This window comes from Desulfatiglans parachlorophenolica (genome assembly GCF_055394735.1).
The window spans coordinates 4,425,240-4,444,383 of the sequence record NZ_AP042460.1 but is presented as its reverse complement, the minus strand read 5'-3'; the positions used below and the strand labels follow the sequence as shown (position 1 = coordinate 4,444,383).

Here is a 19,144-nt window from a genome sequence, read left to right as displayed (position 1 = left end):
GTCCAGAGGGGAAGATTCTGTACCGCAACCAGCTCGGGACCTGTGTCCGAAGCAGCCGTTCGACCGATTTATGGCCCACCGGTGACCGCTTCAAGCCAAATCAGCCCAGTTCACTTCTTTGCTGACAGAAGTGTAGATTTGTTCTAGATTGATTTCCACTAGGAAATGGTCTTTTTGGCCAAAAATCTTCATTTCCGTATTGGAAACCGGGTCGCACTGGATAAGCATTTCCGGATAGAAACCACACCGGGAAATCGGATCTCCCGAAGCACAACCCGGGCTTATGGTGTATGCTGCGCGTCTTGCACCTCATAAAATGAGGTTTTTCCCAAGAAGGAATCTTTTGAAGGCACACGAGATGGTATTCCGATCTTCTGGGGATCGAGCCCGTCTGTGCGGTTTGCTGAACGATCTTTCTGCGTGAAATAAGAGAACCCCCTCATGAACAAGACCTCTCCCCTGAAATCAATCCTCGACAAGATCCACGACCCTGATCTCCGGTCCGAAATCGAAGCCTCCATCGATCGACATACCCGTGAACTGAAGCTCAGCCAGCAAGAGATGCGGTCGGAAATCGAGAAGCACAAACTCACCCTGGCCGCCCTCAAGGCCAATGAGCGGAAGTTCCGCGACATTTTCGAGGGGGTTTCGGACCTCCTCCTCTGTCACGATTTGGAGGGCCGCATCACAGACGCAAATCCGGCATGGAAAAAGGTCTGCGGGTATGAAAGCGACGAATGGCGCGGTATGAACATTCGGGACCTGTTGCCCGAGGATCTCGCCCCCGAATTCCCCGAATACCTTCGACGCATCAAGCGGAAAGGGGCCGCTGCGGGCTTGATGCGGATCAAGGATAGAGCCGGGCATGAACATATGCTGGAATACAAGACGTCTCTTGCTTACGATGGTTCAGGGGTCCCAACCGGGGTGAGGGGCTCCGGACGGGACATCACCGAGGAGATCGCGGCCAAGGCCGCCCTCAAGGAAAGTGAACGCCGGCTTTCCGCCCTCCTGAACGCGATCACCGAAGCCGCGGTCCTCTTCGACTGCAACGGCATCGTCCTCGCTGCCAACCAAATCGCCTGCAAACGGCTCGGTAAATCCCTGCAGGAACTGATGGGAGCCTGCATCTTCGACTTTTTTTCGCCCGAGGTGGCCGCCCGGCTTTGGAGCACCGCCAAGCGGGTCATGGAAACAGGCCTGCCGGTCAGAGAAGAAGATCGTCGTGAAGGGCGGATCTTTGACAACCACTGGTTTCCCATTCCAAAAGCGGATGGATCGGTCAGACAGATCGCCGTTTTCGCAATGGACATCACCGACACACGGCGCGCGGAAAACGAGCGGATTCGGGCCGAAAAGCTGGAATCGCTCAGGATGCTTGCAGCCGGCATCGCCCATGATTTCAACAATCTGCTTACCGGAGTCCTCGGTTTTCTCGAACTCGCCTCAATGAGTGGAGATGGCGGGCCCGCTCTCTCAGATCACCTGGAAAAGGCGAAAGCGAACTGCAGACGCGCCGTGCATTTGACCCAACGCTTCCTCACCCTTTCAAAAGGCGCTGCACCCTGTAAGCAAAAGGGCTCTTTAGCGCCGATTGTGCGGGATTACAGCTCTCTGGTCCTCGCCGGGTCTCCGGTGTCGTTCCAGCTCCATGTGGATGAGAATCTCTGGCCGGTCGCTTTCGATGAAGTGCAAATCGCCGATGTCTTGACCGCCGTTCTTACCAATGCCCAGGAAGCGATGCCGGGAGGAGGAACGATCGAGATCGCTGTCCGGAACACGCTTCTCGATCCGGAGAAGGCCCCGACGTCTCATTACAACCCGCGGGTTCGATACGTGACGATCCAGGTTCAGGACAAAGGCATCGGAATCCCGCCTGAGCATATCCCCAAACTTTTCGATCCCTATTTTTCGACCAAATCCCGCGGAACACAAAAGGGCATGGGGCTGGGCCTCGCCACATCCTATGCCGTAATCCGCAATCACAGCGGCTTTATCGACGTGCAGTCCGTGGTCGACGGCGGGACGACCATAACTATTCATCTTCCCGCAGACTCCGAAACACCTCTCGAGTTCCTGTCGGGCAGCACCCTCAGGCAGGCACCGGATCACGGCACGCCCTCCCACCCGGCCGCAGTGTCCCGCTGCGGCAAGATCCTCATCATGGACGATGAAGAGATGATCCTGGATATCCTGAAGCAGATGCTCACCCTGTCAGGCTACGAATCGGTGACTGCCGGCAACGGGGAAGAGGCGATCCGGCTTTTCGAGGGCGCAAAAAACCGCGGCGAACCCTTCGATGCCGTTTTGTTGGATCTGACCGTCCGGGGGGGCATGGGAGGAAAAGAAACCATCGAGGCACTCCTGAAGATCGATCCCGGCACCAAGGCCATCGTTTCAAGCGGGTACGTGGAAGATCCCCTCGTGCAGGACTATCGGAAGTTCGGTTTTTCCGCTGCCGCATCGAAGCCATACGATATCAAGAACCTGCAGCGGATCCTCGAAGGTGTTCTGGCCCAACCCTCAGACCGGAGCACGACCCCCAGAAACACCTGACCAGCCGGACGGAGGAGTAACGGCTTGGACCGACGGAATTTCCTCAAGAAAGCAGGCGCCTTTTGCGCTCGCCTGGGCCTGGTGCTGGCGGTCGGCTATCCCGCATTCGCATTCGTCCTGCATTCCAGCCGTCGCACCGTCCACGTGATTTTCCTCCATCAGGAGCGGCTAGGCCGGGTATCGTTCAAAAACGGCGTTTTCCTGCTCCAGAGGGAACAGCGTCTCAAAGCCGTTTCTGCACGGTGCACCCACCTCGGGTGCACCGTGCAGCATGACCCGGTCTCGGACCGTTTCGTCTGTCCCTGTCACGGGAGTGTTTTCGACGCTGAGGGACACCGTATCAGAGGACCTGCGGAAAAGGACCTCGAGATCCTGCCGGTCACAATCAGCAAGGAAGGGGATATCACCGCCTCCTATACCCTGTAGGACTATGCCGGCTCAGGGCCATCGGATAAAGGGATCGCCACATGGAAATGCCTCCTTCCCGCCCCACTGCCTGCGCGGCGGACAAGGACAAAATAAAAGGTCCGCCCCTCTTTCCCCGTACCGCTCGGCCCAACCCGGCACAGCCGACCAAACCGTTGTGAGGCAATGAGGCACTCTTGCAACTGAAGCACCTGGTTCTCTCACTCTCATCCCTCCTTCCCCGCCTCGGGCTCGCATGCCTCGCCGTCTGCCTGGCCTCGGGAGTCGTCCTTTCCATAAAGTACCGCCCCATGGGGGACGTTTTCCGGACAGTCGAGGAGATCACCTCGGGAATCCCTTACGGGGCCTTCCTGCGCCAAATGCATTTTGGTTCGGGGCAGGCCTTCGTCATTCTCATGCTGCTCCACACGGCTGATCATTTCATCCGCAGGCGCTACGCAGCCTATCCCTGGCGGACATGGTGCCGTCTGATCGCCTCCCTCCTGCTCTGCTTCTTTACGCTCTTTACCGGATTCATCCTCGAGGGCGACCTCGAAGGGATCTTTGCCGGGCGAATCATGGCGAGCTGCCTGAATGCCGTTCCGCTCGTGGGATCTGTTCTGTCCGGCTTGTCGATCGTAGAGGGAGAGGCTTTTTTCTACCTTCCTTTTCTGTACCATTGCCTCTTCCTGCCCATTCTCACGTGTTACCTGATCCGCGACCATGTGCGGGCCTGGTTTCCCGATTGGGCCTATCTCGGCACGGCCCTCCTGGGATTGACCGTTTACGCCCTGGGGGTGCCGCCCAGCCTCGCCATCCCCGTGCACGCAGCCGTCGAGCGCATCCACGGGCCATGGTTCTTTTTTGGCATCCAATATCTTCTAAGGCACCTTCCCGCCTTCTGGGCCGGGATCTTCATCCCCGCCCTCTGGATCACGGGCCTCCTGTTCCTGCCGGTCCTCCGGCAACCCTGGTCTCATCGGGTGCGGAGCGCTATTATGGGCGGGGGTTTGGCATATATCGTCCTGAGCTTTCTAAATCTTGCCTGATCTTTGACACGCTCCCCCGGTTTCGCGTTATAATCCGTTTTCATCCGGAAAGGGTTTTTTTGCCAATCTCGGCGTCAATCTGCACGTTTGCCTGTGCGGCGGCCTACAGGTCGCCTGCGTGTAAACCCTTCATTTCCTTGATATTGGCCAAAAATCCTCTCTTCCGGATTGGAAACTGGGTTGTACCGGAAAATCATTTCCGGATGGAGACTAATTTGCTTGATATGGGCAAACCGGAACCCGCCCCGATGGGGTCGGACTGAGCACGCGAAACGTATGGGGAAACCGGGACCCGCCCCGAAGGGGTGGGACTGAGCACGCGAAGCGTGTGAAGAAAAAATCCTCATTTCCGGATTGGAAACCGGGTTTTCTTTCCGGATGGACACTCATTCATCCCTGCCCGGCAAAGGCCGGCGGAGGGCTGCGCTGTGCCGCCTTCCGGAAGACCGTTTCCGCCATGGCAGAAGCTCATGACAGGTGAAAATCCCCCCTGCCATGATGGAAAAACAAGCCTTTTCGGGGTTCGACGGTCCTATGAAAACCACCTGTCCCATCGTCCTCGCCCACGGCATCTGCCCCTTCGACCGCCTTCTGAACCCCTTCGTCCGGTCGAACGGAACCCGTGAGGAACGCTTCCAGTATTTTCACCACATCCCCGGCGCGCTCCGGGAGCATGGCTACGAGGTCCTCTATGCGCGCGTCGCCTGGGCCGCCTCGTGCGACCGGCGCGCGCACGATCTCTTCGAGCAGATCCGGCTCTTCACCCGCGATTTCAAACGCCGCCCGCGGGTCCACATCATCGCCCACAGCATGGGCGGGCTGGATGCCCGCAACATGATTCACCGCTACCGGCTCGAAGACCGCGTCGCATCCCTGACGACCATCGGAACCCCTCATCTGGGCACCTCCCTCGCGGACTGGGGGACGCGGCGCCTCGGCTGGATCCTTTCCGCCGGCAGGGCCTTCGGACTCGACCTCAGCGGGTTCCATGACCTCACCCGCGCGGCCTGCCGCCGGATGAACCGCCGCCTGGCCGCCTTCGAGGATCAGTGCGGCGTCCGCTATCAAACGGTCGCGGGCGCCCGTCCCTATGAACTGATCCGGCCGATCTTCAAACCGTCTTTTCGCCTGATTCAGCGGGAGGAGGGGGAAAACGACGGCCTGGTGGCGCTCCGGTCCGCCGTCTGGGACGAGAGATACCTCATCCGCCGGATCGATGCCGACCACCTGAACATGATCGGGTGGTGGGGCCGGCGGGACGCGTTTCGCGGCCTGAACCGGAAAACCTTCAGGGAAACAATGAACCGGCTGTATCTGGACATCGCCGACGGCCTCGGCGATTGAGGAACCGGACCGGACAACCTTCAGCGCAGGAGGTTCAAAAGCATGGAGAAGAAGATACGCATCGTGGAAGGGGACATCACCGGGCAGACGGTCGACGCCATCGTCAACGCCGCCAACACCTCCCTCCTCGGCGGGGGCGGCGTTGACGGCGCCATCCATCGGGCCGCAGGCCCGGAGCTGCTTCAGGAATGCAGACAGCTCGGCGGGTGCCCCACCGGGGAAGCCAAAGCCACCAGGGGATACCAGCTCCCGGCCAAATGGGTCATCCACACGGTCGGCCCGATCTGGAGGGGAGGCACCCGGAACGAGGACGCCCTGCTGGCCTCCTGCTACCGCAACAGCTTCAAGGTAGCCCGGGAGCTGGGCGCCCGCTCGATCGCCTTTCCGTCCATCAGCACCGGGGCGTACGGGTTTCCGCTCGAGCGCGCAACCCGCATCGCGCTCCGCGAGGCCAGGGAAACCCTCGCCGCTGACGACCGGATCGAAGAGGTGGTGTTCGTCTGCTTCGGGCAGAAGGCCCTCGAGACCTATCAGGCGGTCTACCGAGAAGCCTTCGGGGAGGAATCGGCGGGGGGCTCCTCCTCGTCCCGCAGAAAATAGCGGTGATACTCCGGCTCGCTCAGGTATTTCTTCATGATCTGCATGACGAGGTTTGCGAGGGCGTCGATGTCCTCCTGCGAGATGCGGCGGCGGATGAGCGCCATCAGATCGTCCTGGGCGAAGCGCTGCAGGAAATAGGTCAGGGTCGAGGCGTCCACGTCCCGGTCGAAGCCAAAGCCCAGGAGCCCGTCGTAGCTTTCCGAAAAACAGTGGCGGTTTTTTTCCATTCAGAACCCCATGGATCGGCCGATCAGGATGATGGTCATATCGGTCAGGAGCGGGCGCCGCTCGAGGATCGTCGTGATGCGGCAAATCCGCTGCGGGGCGCTGCAGTCCGAGCAGATGCCGGTCTCCGCACAGGGCGTTTTCATGCCGAGGCTTCGGGCGCGCATGGGGGCGGCCACCTCCTTCACGCGCCGGAGGGCGGAGGGCAGATCGGGCGTCAGCTTGTTGACACCGGCCGCCACGATGACCTTGCGCGGCCCGAACGACATGGCGGCGGTCCGGTTGCCGATCCCGTCCACGTTCACGACCTCCCCGGTAAGGGAAACAGCGTTGGCGCTGCATAGGAAACAGTCCGAACGCCCCTGCTGCAGGCGGATCTCCAGATCGGCCTCCTTAGAAAGCCCCGCCTGCCAGTGGTCATAGACCGTCTTCCCCTTTTCCCGCAGCGCCTCGACGAGCCCCAGGGCCCGAACCGTGTCGGAGCCCCCGAAGCCGAAGCTGTCATACGGTTCGACCATCGCGAGGATCCGCTCCCGCGCCTCGGCCGCGGTTTGGACGAACACGGCGTCGAAGTCGTGTTTCTTCAGGTTCGCGACCGCCTTTTCGGCCCATCGCTCCATCAACCAGTCACGATGTTCTTCCACCCTTCACCCCTCCTTCGACGGCGATCCCGCGCGGGCCGCGATCAGTTCGGCCACGATGCTGACCGCGATCTCGGCCGGGGTCTCAGCCCCGATGTCCAACCCGATCGGCGCGTGCACGCGCGCCAGGTCCTCTTCGGTGAAGCCCTCTTCCAGGAGCTTCCGGTAGATGATGTCGCGCTTCCGCCGGCTGCCGATCATCCCGATGTAGCGGGCGTTGGTCCGGAGGGCCTGCTCCAGGACGGTCTTGTCGTGCATGTGCCCGCGCGTGACGATCACCAGGTAGGCGGCCTCGTCGATGGGCAGCTTCTGCATCACGCCCGGGAACTCCATCGCCACGGTCTCCTGGGCATCCGGGAAAAGCCGCGGGTTGGCGAACTCCTCCCGGTCGTCGATAACCACCACCGGAAAATCCACCCGTGCGGCGAATGGCACGATCTGCTGCGAGACGTGCCCCCCGCCGAAGACGTAGAGGACGGTGCGGCCTACGACCGGCTCCACGAAAAGGTCCAACAGCGCCCCCGAATCATCGGCTGCCGAGAGAAGCACCGGCTGCGGCTTCGCGAGGATCGCCTCCAGCCGGGGCTCCAGCGCCGCCCCGAGCGCGCGGTCTTCGGCCCCGTAGCCTGTCCGGGTCCCATCCCCCGCCATGAAGAACTTGGGAGCCTGGTCCGCCCCCCATCTTTCCGGGTTGAGGACCGTTACCAGCAGCCCGCCGCTCCCGCCCCGCTGGAGCGCCTTGACGACCCTGCCGGCAAGCGCCGCATGGGCTTCGTCCCGCGCGGAAACAGGCTCCAGAAAAACCGCCACCTCGCCCCCGCAGAGCATGTCCGTCTCCGCGACGTCCACCCCCGTCAGGTCGAACTCGAGGGTCTCGGGCCGTCCGGCCGCGAGGACCTTCGGCGCCTCGGCCATCGCCTGCCCCTCGAGCGCGCCGCCGCCGATGGTCCCGAAGATGGAGCCGTCCGCCATGACCAGGAACTTGGCGCCCAGCCCCCGGGGCGCCGGCCCGGCCTGCCGGATGATGGTGCCCATGACCGCCGGACGCCCCTCGCGGGCGAGTTCCCTAACCTTGCCGTAGATGTTGATCATCGTTTTTCCCGATAAAGACGTTGAATGTTTTCTGTCTGACGGCGCCCACGACCACCCGCTCGATCCCTCCGCCCGACGCTTCCAGGATCGCGCGGCAAAGCGCCCGTGCCTCCGCCTCCGACCCGAGGAGATCGAGCTTGTTCAGGAACACGACCCGTCTCGCCCCCGACGGGCTGCCTTTGAACAGGCCGGCCTCGGCCAGAAACACCCGCGCGAGCCGGGGCGCCGTCATGATCTCCGAGAACTGCATGCCGGTCAGGGCAGCAAAACGATCGGCCCGGAAGACCCAATTCTCGCTGAACGGCTTCCCGAGGGCCTCGAGTCCCATCACCGCCACGACGAGCGAGGCCCCGCCGGGGATGACCGGTTCGTGGTCCGCCGGGGCCTTGAGCGGCCGGCCGGCGGCGCCGTCCGCCTCGACGATCAGATAATCCACCTCCGGGCGCCGGATAAGGGCATCCGCCTCCTCGGGGGCAATCCCGTCCACCTTGCCCGAAGGGAGAAGCCCTTTGCCCAGGAAAACGGCCCCGTGCCGTTCGAGGCCCTGCACGAGGGCGGCCTCCCAGCCTTCGCCCCCCGCCGTCACCGATTCCGGAAGCAGCCGGGCCTCCTTCTGCCAGACCTTGGTGGTGGTGCTGACCACCACCCGGGCGCCCGATGCCTGCAATTCCCCGGCAAGGGCCAGCATGAGGCTGGTCTTGCCCCCGCCCCCAACGACCGCCACGAGTTCCTTTTCCTTCAGGCCCAGGGCCTCCCGAAGCCCGCCAGCCGCCGCGCCTTCCATGCCGCTCCGCCCGTTCATCTCTTTCTCAGCACCCTGCTGTCCCCGACCCTGACGGTCACCTGCGTGCGGTCGAAATATTCGATCAGCGGGATCGTGTATTTGCGGGAGGCGTCCGTCATGTCCTTGAACTGCGGGGTCGTGATCTCGCCGTGCTCCCTGAGGAATTCGATCAGGCGCGCCTCCAGGTCCTCCATGACCTTGCGGTGGAAGAAGAGATCCTCCTTCACTTTGACGAGCAGACCCTCCTGGACCATGACGTTGAGCACCTCCTCGGCGGTTTTGCCTGGGAACTGATCCTTCACCTCCTTGAAGTAGGGGGGCTGGAGGTCGCCCTTCAGGTACAGCTCCTCGAGGTCCCGGCGCACCTTCTCCTGGTCCTCGGCCAGGGCGACCCGATGCTCGGCCAGCCGAACGACCTCCTTTTCCTGGACCACCCGCCCCTCGGCCGTCAGCTGCGCCATCAGGAACTGAAAGAGCCGCGGCTGTTCGGACCCGACCGTGCGGGAGCGCAGCTCCTCCTTCATGAGACCGGTCTTCAGAGGAAAGTCCCGGTGGTAGCGCTCGAGGGTCTGCAGCAGCTCCTCCCTGGCCCGCTGGTAGAAGTCGGCATGGATGAGCAGCCCGCGCTCCCGGTCATACTGGACGACCCGCTTCTGCGCCTTGAGGGCCTTCAGGCACTCGTCGATCTTCTTCCTGCCCGTGTTGGCCAGAAACGGCAGCTCGCCCTCTTCCACGCCCTTGAAGCGCCCCAGCCGGACGAAGACCTCCGCCACCTCGCTCAGGTCGCCGGTGTGCAGCTTCTTGAGCTCCGCCAGCGGGGCCTCGGAAAAGCGCTTTTTCTTCCCGGGCAGGGCGTTGAGGATCTCCCCGCCGCCGATGGTGCGGACCGGCGAGTAGCTGCGCAGGACGTAGTGGTCGCCTTTGAGGACCGCCGTGGGGGCGTCGAGCCGGACCTGGGCGTAGCAGCTCGACCCGGGTTCGAGCAGATCCCGGTCGAGCAGGACCACCGTCGAGATGATTTCGGAGGTGCCGGTGTGGAAACGGGCCTTGGCGCGGTTCTTGAGCTTTCGGGAGGCGCTCGAGAGCAGGTTCAGCTCGACGTCGACCATGAAGGTCGGCCTGAGGCCGTTGCGCGTCGCGAGCACGTTGCCGCGCTCGATCGAGGCCTTCTCGACCCCCTGCAGATTCACCGCCGTGCGGAGCCCGGCCCGCACCTCCTCCACTTCCTTGTTGTGGACCTGTATCCCCCTGATCTTCGAATCGATCCCCTGGGGATAGATCGTGACCTCGTCCCCGAGCCGGATGCTCCCGGAGATGGTGGTCCCCGTGATGACCGTCCCGAACCCCTTCATACTGAAGACCCGGTCGATCGGCAGCCGGAAGAGATGCCCCATGTCTCTTTCAGGGATCCGCGAAATCTGATCCTCCAATACCTTCAAAAGCGTGTCCAGCCCCTCCCCGGTCTGGGAGGATACCTCGACGATCGGCGCATCGGCCAGGAATGTCTCCGCCAGATACTCCCGCACATCCTCCCGCACGAGTTCCAGCCACTCCTCGTCCACCATGTCGATCTTGGTCAGGACGACGACCCCGTGCCGGATCTTCAAAAGTTCGCAGATCTCGAGATGCTCCCGCGTCTGGGGCATCACCCCTTCGTCCGCCGCGATGACGAGCGCCACCAGGTCGATCCCCGTAGCCCCCGCGACCATGTTCTTGACGAATTTCTCATGCCCGGGGACATCCACGATCCCGATGAGCCTCCCGCCCGGCAGCTCCAGGTGGGCGAACCCGAGTTCGATGGTGATGCCACGCTCCTTCTCCTCCTTGAGACGGTCCGTGTCGATGCCCGAAAGGGCCTTGATGAGGGAGGTCTTTCCGTGGTCGATGTGGCCGGCGGTGCCGAGAACGATCTGCTTCATGAGGGTGTTTCTCACCTTGATGGTTTAGACGTGCAAGCTACCTGATACATAGAGACTCTGCCCGCACCTGTCAAGCGGATTGCCCGCCCGCCGCCCCCGGCCCAAATTTTTTGTTGACCTCCCGCGCAATTCCTGCTAGAAAATTTGCTTCGAATCTCGCCATTCCCCGGTAGCTCAGTTGGTAGAGCGGGTGGCTGTTAACCACTTGGTCGGCAGTTCGAGTCTGTCCCGGGGAGCCAAAATTCAATCCGTCGATTTCGACGGTCATTTGTTAGCACAAAACCCCGTGGGATGATCCCTTCGGGGTTTTGTCGTTTCAGGCGTGTCCACGCCGACTTACGCCCGCCCGAACATTCTCTCCGATTCTCCGTTTTCCTCACAGCATTCGAGTTTCAACCAAGGACGTTGACGTTCGCGCCCGCCGCTCTCTGATGTGTCCCTCGGATTCTCCGATTCTCCGTTCCTTTTTCGGACGCTGTTAACGCCCCCCTGGTCAACTCGGCCCGACACCCCGATGGGTCATCCGGTAGGTATCGAGCGAAGCCGGGTGAATACGCCCGGCGGAAGAGAAACACCAGACAGCGGAATCGGCCGTAAGAATGGAGACCGTTGTGGGTGCCGGCGAGTCAACCCTTCGGGGCGGACCAATGGACTCCGCGGTCGATACCCTCGCGGCTGACCCATCCCTCCTCGACGGCATCCACAATAGCTCAGCGGTCGCCGCAAGGAGGGCACGATGGAATTCAGAGAATCCGCAGAACGCGATCTCGCGGAAACGATTGCCGAGATCGCCTCGATCCTGGGGGAAGGCTACCTCCGCTACCGAGCGGGGCGTCGGTTGCCGACATCCACTCCCGAAATGGCCGGCCATGTGACGCAAACCAAAGAATCCGAGGCGTTTACAGAGAACCGACTTGATTGTTCCGCCAATAGAAGCCTTCATTCATGCACCGGTTAACGCCGCGAGACGGCCGGAGCACAAGGTCGGTTTTGGATACTGATCATATACTCTTTGGAGGTTGCCATGAATGAAACGACGTATCAGCAGGTGCAGGCCCTTTCCCGAATGACTGTCGGGGAGCTCCGGGAAAGGTATATCGATGTCTTCGGAGAGGAGACGAGGTCCCACCACAAGGATTTTCTTCGGAAGCGTATCGCCTGGCGGTTGCAGGCCCTGGCCGAAGGCAGCCTATCCGAACGGGCCAGACGGAGGGCCGAGGAGATCGCCAATGATGCTGACCTCCGAATCCGCATGCTGCGGGACCCTATTAAACCGGGATTGATGGAAGTCAGGGAACGGTCGGTGAGCGGCAGGCTGCAACCGCAGCGCGATTCAAGACTGCCGCTTCCGGGAACATTGCTCGTCAGGGAGTTCCGGGGCCGGGACATCGTGGCAAAGGTGCTGGACAAGGGCTTCGAATATGACGGCCGGTGGTTCAAGTCCCTGTCCGCCGTTGCCCAGGAGGCCACCGGAAGCAAGTGGAATGGCTTCCTCTTTTTCGGACTGGTGGAGCCCAAGGGACCGCAAGATCAAGGCGACGAGCCGGACGGGAGGAACGGATGAGCAGGCAATACGAAAGAAGCAATACACCCAACCACCAATCTATGGATAACCGGCGAGCGACCGTTCGCTGCGCTATCTATACCCGGAAATCCACCGACGAGGGTCTCGACCAGGACTTCAACAGCCTCGACGCCCAGCGGGAATCCGCGGAGGCATATATCGCGAGCCAGCGGCACGAGGGATGGCTGTGCATCGCCGATCGGTATGACGACGGCGGATTTACCGGCGGCAACATGGAGCGGCCCGCCCTCAAAAGACTCTTCGCCGACATCGAGGCTGGTGACATCGATTGCGTGGTCGTCTACAAGGTGGACCGGCTGAGCCGCTCCCTTCTCGACTTCGCCCGCATCATGGAGCTTTTCGACAAGCATGCCGTGAGCTTCGTCTCGGTCACCCAACAGTTCAACACCACCAGTTCCATGGGACGGCTAACCCTGAATATCCTTCTGTCCTTCGCCCAGTTCGAGCGGGAAATCATCTCGGAGCGCACCAGGGACAAAATGGCCGCCGCCCGGAAGAAGGGCAAGTGGGTCGGAGGTATGCCGGTTCTCGGCTATGACCTGGATCGCAAGGGAGGGCGGCTGGTCGTTAACGAGGAAGAAGCCCAGCGGGTGCGAGCCATCTATGTCCTTTACATGGAGCACAAGGCTTTGATGCCTGTCGTCCAAGAACTCGAGCGCCGCAAGTGGGGTGTAAAAAAATGGACCACCCAAAAAGGAGAGGAACGCGGGGGGAATCTTTTTACCAAAAGCAGTCTCTTCCGACTGCTCACCAACATCATTTATACAGGGAACATCAGCTACAAGGGCACCGTCTACCCCGGAGAGCATGAGGGTATCGTAGCCCCGGACCTTTGGCAGCGGGTCCAAGATACCCTTCGGCACAATGGCCGCTCCGGCAGCAAGGAAATCCGAAACAAATACGGCGCGCTGCTGAGGGGGATGCTTTACTGCGCGCCTTGTGGAACCGCCATGGTGCATTGTGTCCTTTCGGCAGCCGTGCAGAGGTCAATAAATTTTCGGCTTGTGGAAAATTTTTAGCGTGCGAGGATGAAGCGGAGGGCGGGAGGCCCCAAGAGGCCCCCGGCCGGGATGGGGTTAGCGGTTTTGATCCTGGTAATGCCACGGCATGAAGGTGTGCGGGGAGGACTGCAGGGCTTTGGTATTCTTCAGGAGCCATGTGAGGTAGTCGAGCGGGTTGACGCCTGAAAGTTGACATGTGTGGATGAGGCTCATGAAGAGATCCCCGACATAGGCGCCGCGTTGCGTCTTGTAGAAGAGGGAGTTTTTCCGGTGTAGGATGGCGAACTTCAGGGCCCTTTCACAGATATTGTTGTCCAGCGGGGCTCCAGGCACCCTGAGAAAACAGGTCAGTTCCTTCCAGTGTTTGAGGAGGTAGGTGATCGCCTTCCCCAAGCCGGAGTTGGGCTCCACGGTCTTCTCCGCAAATTGCTGATGGCACCACGCCTCGAGAGCTGTCATGACGGGCTCAGTGTTGAGCCGATGGTAAGCCAGTCGATCCTGTGGAGACATCTTTTCGCTTTTGGCGATCGCCTCATGCATATAGACCGTTGCCAGCTCGTTGATCACATGAGCGCAGTCGTCCGGGAATCGCTCGACCAGTTCCACGAACTTCCTGCGGGCATGGGCGAGGCAGTTGGCCAGGATCGTCTGAAAGTCCTTGGATACGTTCCGGCTCAGGGCATCGCACATCTGAATCGGTGGTGGGAGCCCCGTTGCCCGGCGTTTCAACAGGTCGTGCAGGTTTTCCCCGGCATGCTGCCTGCCGGTCATGAACATGGCGACCTGATGGCCCTCGGATTCGGTGACCATCCCTGTGGTGAAGATCCCTTTGCGTTTGCTGTCCGGATCCTGCTCTTTGAGGAAAGCGAGCACCTTCGCGGAGGTGTCATCATTGTGGAGCAGCGTGCCCTGCGCGGCGAATGAGACCATGGCATCCATGACCGGGGCCAGAGCTACGGCTGCGGTATCGAGGATATCCCACTGGGTGGAGGCGGGCAGAGGTTGGCCCAGATTCCTTTGAAGGGTCTCGATCCGGTTGAAGGGCATGCCGCAGCCATACTTCAGTATCGCCAGCATGGGCGTAGCGGAATCGTCGTATTTTTGCTCGGATATCCCTTCGGGCAGTTCGGGGGTGAAGATATCTCCGCACAGATTGCAGCGTAAGCGGATTCGCTCATAAACGGTGGCTTTGAGAGGGGCTGTTCCAACGATATGAACAAAGACCGACGGCATGGCCAGCTCGTATAGTTTACCCTTCTCACAGCTTGGGCAGGGGTCCCCCGAGTTCAGAGCGGGGTGTTCGATGCGCACCCTGGCAGCGCCGGTGTACTGGCCTGCGCCGTTTTTCCCGTGCCCCCGGGGTTTTGGTTTGGCGCCTTTTTTCCGGACCGGTTCGGTTTTATCCTTGAGGATGTTTCGGGCTGTCTCGGTCGGGGCCCCCAGCAGGTACTTGCACAGCCGGCCGATGGAGGTTTCTTTCTCGGCAAGCACCTCCCGCAGACGCGCCACCATCTCGGCAAGCCCCAGGAGCACGTCGTAGTCCGAGTCGGTCAGGTTCCGTTCTTTGATGCGGTCCTGGAGCGCTTCGAACTCGCCGGCGGATATCACCAGCTTTTTGGGTGATTTTTTCATCGGCACAAGACCTCCCTGAACCGGCGCTCAAGCGGATAGAGCCAGATCGTCTTGACCGGTTTGTCACAGGCCTTTTTCCGGTCCCACTTGCCTCGCCCCTGCGTCTGCCCCACGCAGACCCAGTTGGCGGCCTTGTACGAGGCGCCGGTGAAACGCTGCTTTTCGACGAAGGTCTCGAGCAGGGAAGGCCGGTAACGGTAGCGCTCTTCCCACCGATCGGGGAGCAACCGCGCCGTGCGCGCAAGGATCTGTGAGGCAAGATTGAAAGATTTTACCCAGGGCAAAATGAGGAAGCGGCTGTTGTCGATCACCCGGTGTAGATTCTCTATACGCTGATCGTCGCTCCAGCCGATGAACTCGTCGCGCGGGGCGACACGCCAGGCGGCGGCCGAGAAACCCAGAAGCGCAACCAGATGCTGTCCGGCCCAGACCATAAAGCGCATCTGCGCCCCGCCCATGCGGGCATAGCCCAGGTAATGGTATCGGTCGATCAGCTCATTCCAAAGAGGGGATGATCTCCGGTCGACCGGCTCGATCGAAAGGCTTATGCGACCGGGGCCGATCTCGATCGGGGATTGGGGTTCTCCTGTCAGGGTGTGTTGGATCCGCTTGGGCACGACGCGCCTTTTCCTTGGCGCTGGAAGCGGGATGACACCGGCCCGGTACAGGCGCAGCAGGGCAACCCGGCAGCTCATGTCCTTCAATCCGCCGTCGGGCTTTCGCCACTCGGCCCATTCGCAGAACATGCGTGAGAGCTGTGCACGGTTCAATCCCGGCACGCTGGTAACTTGACGGCGGATCCAATCCAGATCGGTTGGCGTGAAGTCTCGACCACAAATGAGCAACCTCTGTAATCCTCCTCTTGGTAAAGGTTGCCCTGCTTATAGCAAAGAACGTTTTTTGTGGCCAGTACTTTTTTGAGGGATGGGTCGATTTTTTTCTATCCGCCGAAAATCCTCCGGGATTTTTTTGAACGGATCGGCGTTCCACAAAAGCTGTTGGAGTTGAGCAGCCGCCAGATCGCGGATGGTGCCCGGGCCGAACTTCCACAAGAAACGACCCCGAGACAAGCGTTTATGGCACAACCAAAATCCCTGGCCATCATAAACCAGGATGCGCAGGGCCTGACGGGACTTGTTGGTAAAGATGAAAAGGGTGCCGCTGAATGGATCCACGGCCAGCTTCTGCCGGCATACTGCCACCAAACCGTCGATGCCTTTGCGGAAATCCACCGGGTCCACTGCCAGCAAGATCCGCATGTGGGCAGTGATCTGGATCATGAGAGAAACTGCCCGAGAATGCTTTCAGGATCGGGCGGTTGACCGGTGCCCGAGAGCCTCAGCCTGCTGCCATCCGCGCGTTCGCACTCGACGACCCATTGGCCGAAGAGGCAGGTGGTGTCCAGCTGGATCAGCTCCGGAGTGGCATGATCAGAGGAGAGACGCTTCTTGAGCTCTGTGAAGGAAAGCCTCAGTCTGCGGCATACCTCGGAAACAGAATGCCCTCTGCATTGCTGTACCGCAGCCTCCCACAACTCCTGCGGGATCAGGGCGCGCTTCTTGCCGCGCTGCCGGCGCCACTCGGCAAACCGGCGTTCGACCTCGACGAGGTCGGGCTGGGAGTGGCTGCTGTATGGGACAGGGTTCCTCGAAGTGGTTTCCATCGCCATCCTCCTTATATAATCCAAATGGGATGGCGCTACCTTATAACATCCCGGCCCCGCGTGTTAAGCACGCCTGCCGGAAGGACACAAAAGAACTATCTCCGCAAGCGATTGCCAGGCGGCACGATCCGCCGGGCTGTATTCAAGATCATGTTCCCCGACGACCGGCGGGGGAAACGAATCGAACTCTCCGGTACCAACAAGATCAAGTTCAAGCGGGCTACGCATGCTGAAGATGTATTCCGATATCTGAAGAACTGGGGGATCGTCGTTGACTGAGACGCTCCTCCACTTCATTCTCCAGCGCCTCGATCAGATCGAGTGCCCTGTATTTCTGCATAGGGAGTTGGAGCGGTTTCCGGAAGAGCAACTTCGCGCTCTTCGTGCGGATGGAATCCTGCGGGAAACATCGAGAGCCACTGAGATTCCACGGCCCAAAAATATTCCTTCTGGCGAAGATCTGGTTGTGCGCCATACCTCGAAGGGGATATTCGGGGTTGCGGATGAGGAAGATTATTTCGATCCGATCCCGCTCACCGAGGACGACGTCCGGCAGTATGAAATTTCCCTTCCAAAACTCACGGCGGTGATTCGCCAAGCGAATGGAATTGGAGACTCCGGGTTTGTGAATCATCACGGCCTGATTCCCATGGGAAAAAAGGCGGTTGATGGCTCCGGGAATATAGATGTCTTCTTTTCGATGCCAAACCTGGATGAAAATGAGTTTATCGCTCGGTGCAGGAGGCTTGAACAATTGTGCGATCCTTCCGGGATCGTGATCTTAACCCCACGCACTATCGCGCTTTCCCCAGAAAACCGACAGCAAATGAAACGACTTGGAATTATCACGGTCGCCATCACAACAAACTCGTCCCCTAATGCGTTATCCCTGGACTGGCTTGCCATTTCGAGGCAAGCGAATTCGCAGGTGGTCCATTATGCAGACGACGGCGGTCAAGTATCGCTGGAGGATGAAGCCATAAAGGTCCCGGTCAACACGATTACCGAAGAAGACAAGATCGTTGTTGAACGCAAAAAGGTCGGCGAAAGAATCCACTGGTTCGTGAACGGGGTGGATAAAGGACACATTTTTGTCCGCCAGGAGTCCATCAGCGCCAAGATCACGGAAATCCTTTACGATCAGATCGGCCACGGATGGGTGCCGCATAAGACGTTCATGAATGCGTGTGCGTGGAAAGAAGATGAGTATTTCCCCGCTTCGGGAGAGCCCGGCCGCATGCAGAGGCAACTGAATATAATCCGCAAAAATCTTGGCGTTGCCATAGAATTCCGGAAGGGAAAAGGTGTCCGTTTCGCCGAAAACATAGTCAAGTCCAAATAACAGTCCAAAGAAACATTTCTCAAAAAATATTTCCGCTCCAATGAGGCCGTAGGCGAAAAACCTGACGGCCTTTTGTTTTTTCCGGCCGCCCGGTTGGACAGTCCAGGAATAAGTCCAGAAAACAGGTTCCCCTGAAATCCGGGTTTATTCTGCCTTCCATGAAGATCATCAACCCATTCATAGGAGGCGGAATAATGACCAAAAGCGATCTCTCCCCACCCAAACAGCAACTCATCGGCTTGATGCAGCGAATCAATTTCGGTTGCATCGAGGGACTTGTCGTTCATGACGGCGATCCGGTTTTCGCGCCATCACCCCGCGTCATCAGGGAGGTAAAGTTCTGCGCGGAAAACGGCCCGCGCCCCGAGGCCGCCAAGCAGGATTTTGCGCTGAAGAAGGAGGTTCGCGATCTGTTGGCGCGAATCGAAGATTTGCGGAACGGGACCATTCTCGCGTTGGAGGTCAAACACGGACTCCCGTTCAAGATGACCCTTGAGGAGGATGCTGCCTGAGAACGGGGTCGGCTCCCTCCTTTTGAATCAGTCTTTTCACTTTTCCAAACCTGACAACTAACCGGCCACAAAGTGGAGGTGTTGTGGGTGCCGCTTACGCGGTGAACCTGCAACGCCTTCTTGGCCGGTCGCTGTTTAAGTCGGCACCCACGCCCTCCTCGGCCCCGAGGAGGCTCAAATGGGTTTCGACAAACGCTACAAAGGAATCGACGAGTATGCCGTTCGGATCATCAAGTTCAAGGCGAGACAACTGGTTGGACGGGTGGGTTTCACCGAGTCCGACCGCGAGGACTTGGAGCAGGAAATGATGCTCGACCTGCTCCAACGTCTGTCCAAATACGACCCGGAACGCGCCCAGCGCAACACCTTCATCGCCCGCGTGGTGGACCACAAGATCGCCACCATCATAGAGGCGCGGAAGGCAGGCCTGCGGGACTACCGGCTCTGCCGCTGTTCCCTGGATGATCGATTCGAGTACGGCGAGTATGAAGACAGCTTCTGTATCGAGCGCATGGAGATCATAGACCAGGAAGACTATCTCATGCGCACGGGCAAGATTTCACGCCCCCCTTCAGAGTTGCGCGACCTCTCCATCGATGTCAGCCAGGCGATTGAAAAGCTGCCGCCGGAGCTGCGTGAACTGTGCCGACGTCTCGACACGGACACGGTAACGGAAATTTCCCGCGACACCGGAATACCCCGTGGAACGATCTACGAGTCCATCAAGAAGCTGCGCGCGATCTTCGAGGACGCCGGGCTGAGGGACTACCTCTGATCGTCCGACGGTCCGGGTC

Annotated in this window: 21 protein-coding genes and 1 tRNA gene; 13 read left to right on the top strand and 9 right to left on the bottom strand. The window is 60.1% G+C overall.

Features of this window, described 5'->3' with window-relative positions:
* Positions 1–441 precede the first annotated feature (441 nt).
* The 5 genes from ACZ500_RS20545 (at position 442) to ACZ500_RS20525 (ending at position 5,954) form a co-directional block, all read left to right on the top strand.
* A complete protein-coding gene (locus ACZ500_RS20545; protein ID WP_464229325.1) occupies positions 442–2,556 on the top strand; it encodes a PAS domain-containing hybrid sensor histidine kinase/response regulator in 2,115 nt (704 codons plus the stop codon).
* A 24-nt stretch (positions 2,557–2,580) separates the two neighbouring features.
* Positions 2,581–2,982: a QcrA and Rieske domain-containing protein gene (locus tag ACZ500_RS20540; protein WP_464229324.1), complete on the top strand. Its 402-nt coding sequence runs from the start codon at positions 2,581–2,583 to the stop codon at positions 2,980–2,982.
* Between the two features lie 176 nt (positions 2,983–3,158).
* Positions 3,159–4,010, top strand: coding sequence for a cytochrome b N-terminal domain-containing protein (locus ACZ500_RS20535; RefSeq protein ID WP_464229323.1), 852 nt, complete (start codon positions 3,159–3,161; stop codon positions 4,008–4,010).
* 495 nt (positions 4,011–4,505) lie between these two features.
* Complete coding sequence (locus ACZ500_RS20530) at positions 4,506–5,354, top strand: alpha/beta fold hydrolase (RefSeq protein WP_464229322.1); 849 nt, start codon at positions 4,506–4,508, stop codon at positions 5,352–5,354.
* A 42-nt stretch (positions 5,355–5,396) separates the two neighbouring features.
* On the top strand, positions 5,397–5,954 hold the full coding sequence (locus ACZ500_RS20525; RefSeq protein ID WP_464229321.1) for an O-acetyl-ADP-ribose deacetylase: 558 nt from the start codon (positions 5,397–5,399) through the stop codon (positions 5,952–5,954).
* On the opposite strand, the gene ACZ500_RS20520 is transcribed toward ACZ500_RS20525, so the two are convergent.
* Genes ACZ500_RS20520 through selB form a run of 5 tightly spaced genes read right to left on the bottom strand, consistent with a single transcriptional unit; the run spans position 5,894 to position 10,615 of the window.
* A complete protein-coding gene (locus ACZ500_RS20520) occupies positions 5,894–6,181 on the bottom strand; it encodes a cytoplasmic protein (protein ID WP_464229320.1) in 288 nt (95 codons plus the stop codon). The genes ACZ500_RS20525 and ACZ500_RS20520 overlap by 61 nt on opposite strands.
* Positions 6,182–6,823 (bottom strand): lactate utilization protein, encoded by a 642-nt coding sequence (locus ACZ500_RS20515; protein WP_464229319.1) that lies wholly within the window; start codon positions 6,821–6,823, stop codon positions 6,182–6,184.
* A 3-nt stretch (positions 6,824–6,826) separates the two neighbouring features.
* Positions 6,827–7,912 carry an XdhC family aldehyde oxidoreductase maturation factor gene (locus ACZ500_RS20510; protein WP_464229317.1) on the bottom strand — a complete coding sequence of 362 codons (1,086 nt, stop codon included), beginning with the start codon at positions 7,910–7,912 and terminating at the stop codon, positions 6,827–6,829.
* The gene (gene yqeC / locus ACZ500_RS20505; RefSeq protein ID WP_464229315.1) at positions 7,887–8,714 is read right to left on the bottom strand and encodes a selenium cofactor biosynthesis protein YqeC; all 828 of its coding nucleotides are present in this window, start codon (positions 8,712–8,714) and stop codon (positions 7,887–7,889) included. The genes ACZ500_RS20510 and yqeC overlap by 26 nt, the downstream gene beginning before the upstream one ends.
* Entirely contained in the window at positions 8,711–10,615 is a 1,905-nt protein-coding gene (gene selB, locus ACZ500_RS20500) for a selenocysteine-specific translation elongation factor (protein WP_464229314.1), read from the bottom strand. Before selB ends, yqeC begins: the two co-directional genes overlap by 4 nt.
* A 163-nt stretch (positions 10,616–10,778) precedes the next feature.
* Between selB and ACZ500_RS20495 the strand changes: the two genes are divergently transcribed.
* The 4 genes from ACZ500_RS20495 (at position 10,779) to ACZ500_RS20480 (ending at position 13,219) form a co-directional block, all read left to right on the top strand.
* A tRNA-Asn gene (locus ACZ500_RS20495) sits at positions 10,779–10,854 on the top strand.
* Positions 10,855–11,351: 497 nt separating this feature from the next.
* On the top strand, positions 11,352–11,573 hold the full coding sequence (locus tag ACZ500_RS20490) for a hypothetical protein (RefSeq protein WP_459921908.1): 222 nt from the start codon (positions 11,352–11,354) through the stop codon (positions 11,571–11,573).
* A 66-nt stretch (positions 11,574–11,639) separates the two neighbouring features.
* Positions 11,640–12,179, top strand: a complete 540-nt coding sequence (locus ACZ500_RS20485; RefSeq protein ID WP_464229311.1) for a DUF2924 domain-containing protein — start codon at positions 11,640–11,642, stop codon at positions 12,177–12,179.
* Positions 12,176–13,219: a recombinase family protein gene (locus tag ACZ500_RS20480; protein WP_464229310.1), complete on the top strand. Its 1,044-nt coding sequence runs from the start codon at positions 12,176–12,178 to the stop codon at positions 13,217–13,219. Before ACZ500_RS20485 ends, ACZ500_RS20480 begins: the two co-directional genes overlap by 4 nt.
* A 57-nt stretch (positions 13,220–13,276) precedes the next feature.
* On the opposite strand, the gene tnpC is transcribed toward ACZ500_RS20480, so the two are convergent.
* From tnpC to ACZ500_RS20460, 4 genes are all read right to left on the bottom strand, one after another.
* Positions 13,277–14,833, bottom strand: a complete 1,557-nt coding sequence (gene tnpC, locus ACZ500_RS20475; RefSeq protein ID WP_464229194.1) for an IS66 family transposase — start codon at positions 14,831–14,833, stop codon at positions 13,277–13,279.
* Positions 14,830–15,612 (bottom strand): Druantia anti-phage system protein DruA, encoded by a 783-nt coding sequence (locus ACZ500_RS20470; RefSeq protein WP_464233097.1) that lies wholly within the window; start codon positions 15,610–15,612, stop codon positions 14,830–14,832. Before ACZ500_RS20470 ends, tnpC begins: the two co-directional genes overlap by 4 nt.
* Before the next feature lie 102 nt (positions 15,613–15,714).
* Entirely contained in the window at positions 15,715–16,113 is a 399-nt protein-coding gene (tnpB, locus tag ACZ500_RS20465) for an IS66 family insertion sequence element accessory protein TnpB (protein WP_464229190.1), read from the bottom strand.
* Complete coding sequence (locus tag ACZ500_RS20460; protein ID WP_464227918.1) at positions 16,110–16,496, bottom strand: hypothetical protein; 387 nt, start codon at positions 16,494–16,496, stop codon at positions 16,110–16,112. Before ACZ500_RS20460 ends, tnpB begins: the two co-directional genes overlap by 4 nt.
* A gap of 60 nt (positions 16,497–16,556) precedes the next feature.
* Here ACZ500_RS20460 and ACZ500_RS20455 point away from each other — a divergent pair, with 60 nt between their 5' ends.
* The 4 genes from ACZ500_RS20455 to ACZ500_RS20440 all read left to right on the top strand — a co-directional run bounded on the left by ACZ500_RS20455 (position 16,557) and on the right by ACZ500_RS20440 (position 19,125).
* Positions 16,557–16,775, top strand: coding sequence for a hypothetical protein (locus ACZ500_RS20455; protein ID WP_464229308.1), 219 nt, complete (start codon positions 16,557–16,559; stop codon positions 16,773–16,775).
* The gene (locus tag ACZ500_RS20450) at positions 16,768–17,838 is read left to right on the top strand and encodes a hypothetical protein (protein WP_464229307.1); all 1,071 of its coding nucleotides are present in this window, start codon (positions 16,768–16,770) and stop codon (positions 17,836–17,838) included. The genes ACZ500_RS20455 and ACZ500_RS20450 overlap by 8 nt, the downstream gene beginning before the upstream one ends.
* 194 nt (positions 17,839–18,032) lie before the next feature.
* On the top strand, positions 18,033–18,350 hold the full coding sequence (locus ACZ500_RS20445) for a hypothetical protein (protein ID WP_464229306.1): 318 nt from the start codon (positions 18,033–18,035) through the stop codon (positions 18,348–18,350).
* 178 nt (positions 18,351–18,528) lie between these two features.
* Complete coding sequence (locus tag ACZ500_RS20440) at positions 18,529–19,125, top strand: sigma-70 family RNA polymerase sigma factor (protein WP_464229304.1); 597 nt, start codon at positions 18,529–18,531, stop codon at positions 19,123–19,125.
* Positions 19,126–19,144: the final 19 nt, after the last annotated feature.

Coding starts and splice junctions, on each gene's coding strand:
- ACZ500_RS20525 (WP_464229321.1), top strand. CDS start 5,397: ATGGAGAAGAAGATACGCATCGTGGAAGGGGACATCACCGGGCAGACG.
- ACZ500_RS20440 (WP_464229304.1), top strand. CDS start 18,529: ATGGGTTTCGACAAACGCTACAAAGGAATCGACGAGTATGCCGTTCGG.
- ACZ500_RS20460 (WP_464227918.1), bottom strand. CDS start 16,496: ATGGAAACCACTTCGAGGAACCCTGTCCCATACAGCAGCCACTCCCAG.
- ACZ500_RS20480 (WP_464229310.1), top strand. CDS start 12,176: ATGAGCAGGCAATACGAAAGAAGCAATACACCCAACCACCAATCTATG.
- tnpC (WP_464229194.1), bottom strand. CDS start 14,833: ATGAAAAAATCACCCAAAAAGCTGGTGATATCCGCCGGCGAGTTCGAA.
- ACZ500_RS20510 (WP_464229317.1), bottom strand. CDS start 7,912: ATGATCAACATCTACGGCAAGGTTAGGGAACTCGCCCGCGAGGGGCGT.
- selB (WP_464229314.1), bottom strand. CDS start 10,615: ATGAAGCAGATCGTTCTCGGCACCGCCGGCCACATCGACCACGGAAAG.
- yqeC (WP_464229315.1), bottom strand. CDS start 8,714: ATGAACGGGCGGAGCGGCATGGAAGGCGCGGCGGCTGGCGGGCTTCGG.
- ACZ500_RS20530 (WP_464229322.1), top strand. CDS start 4,506: ATGATGGAAAAACAAGCCTTTTCGGGGTTCGACGGTCCTATGAAAACC.
- ACZ500_RS20485 (WP_464229311.1), top strand. CDS start 11,640: ATGAATGAAACGACGTATCAGCAGGTGCAGGCCCTTTCCCGAATGACT.
- ACZ500_RS20445 (WP_464229306.1), top strand. CDS start 18,033: ATGACCAAAAGCGATCTCTCCCCACCCAAACAGCAACTCATCGGCTTG.
- ACZ500_RS20490 (WP_459921908.1), top strand. CDS start 11,352: ATGGAATTCAGAGAATCCGCAGAACGCGATCTCGCGGAAACGATTGCC.
- tnpB (WP_464229190.1), bottom strand. CDS start 16,113: ATGATCCAGATCACTGCCCACATGCGGATCTTGCTGGCAGTGGACCCG.
- ACZ500_RS20545 (WP_464229325.1), top strand. CDS start 442: ATGAACAAGACCTCTCCCCTGAAATCAATCCTCGACAAGATCCACGAC.
- ACZ500_RS20520 (WP_464229320.1), bottom strand. CDS start 6,181: ATGGAAAAAAACCGCCACTGTTTTTCGGAAAGCTACGACGGGCTCCTG.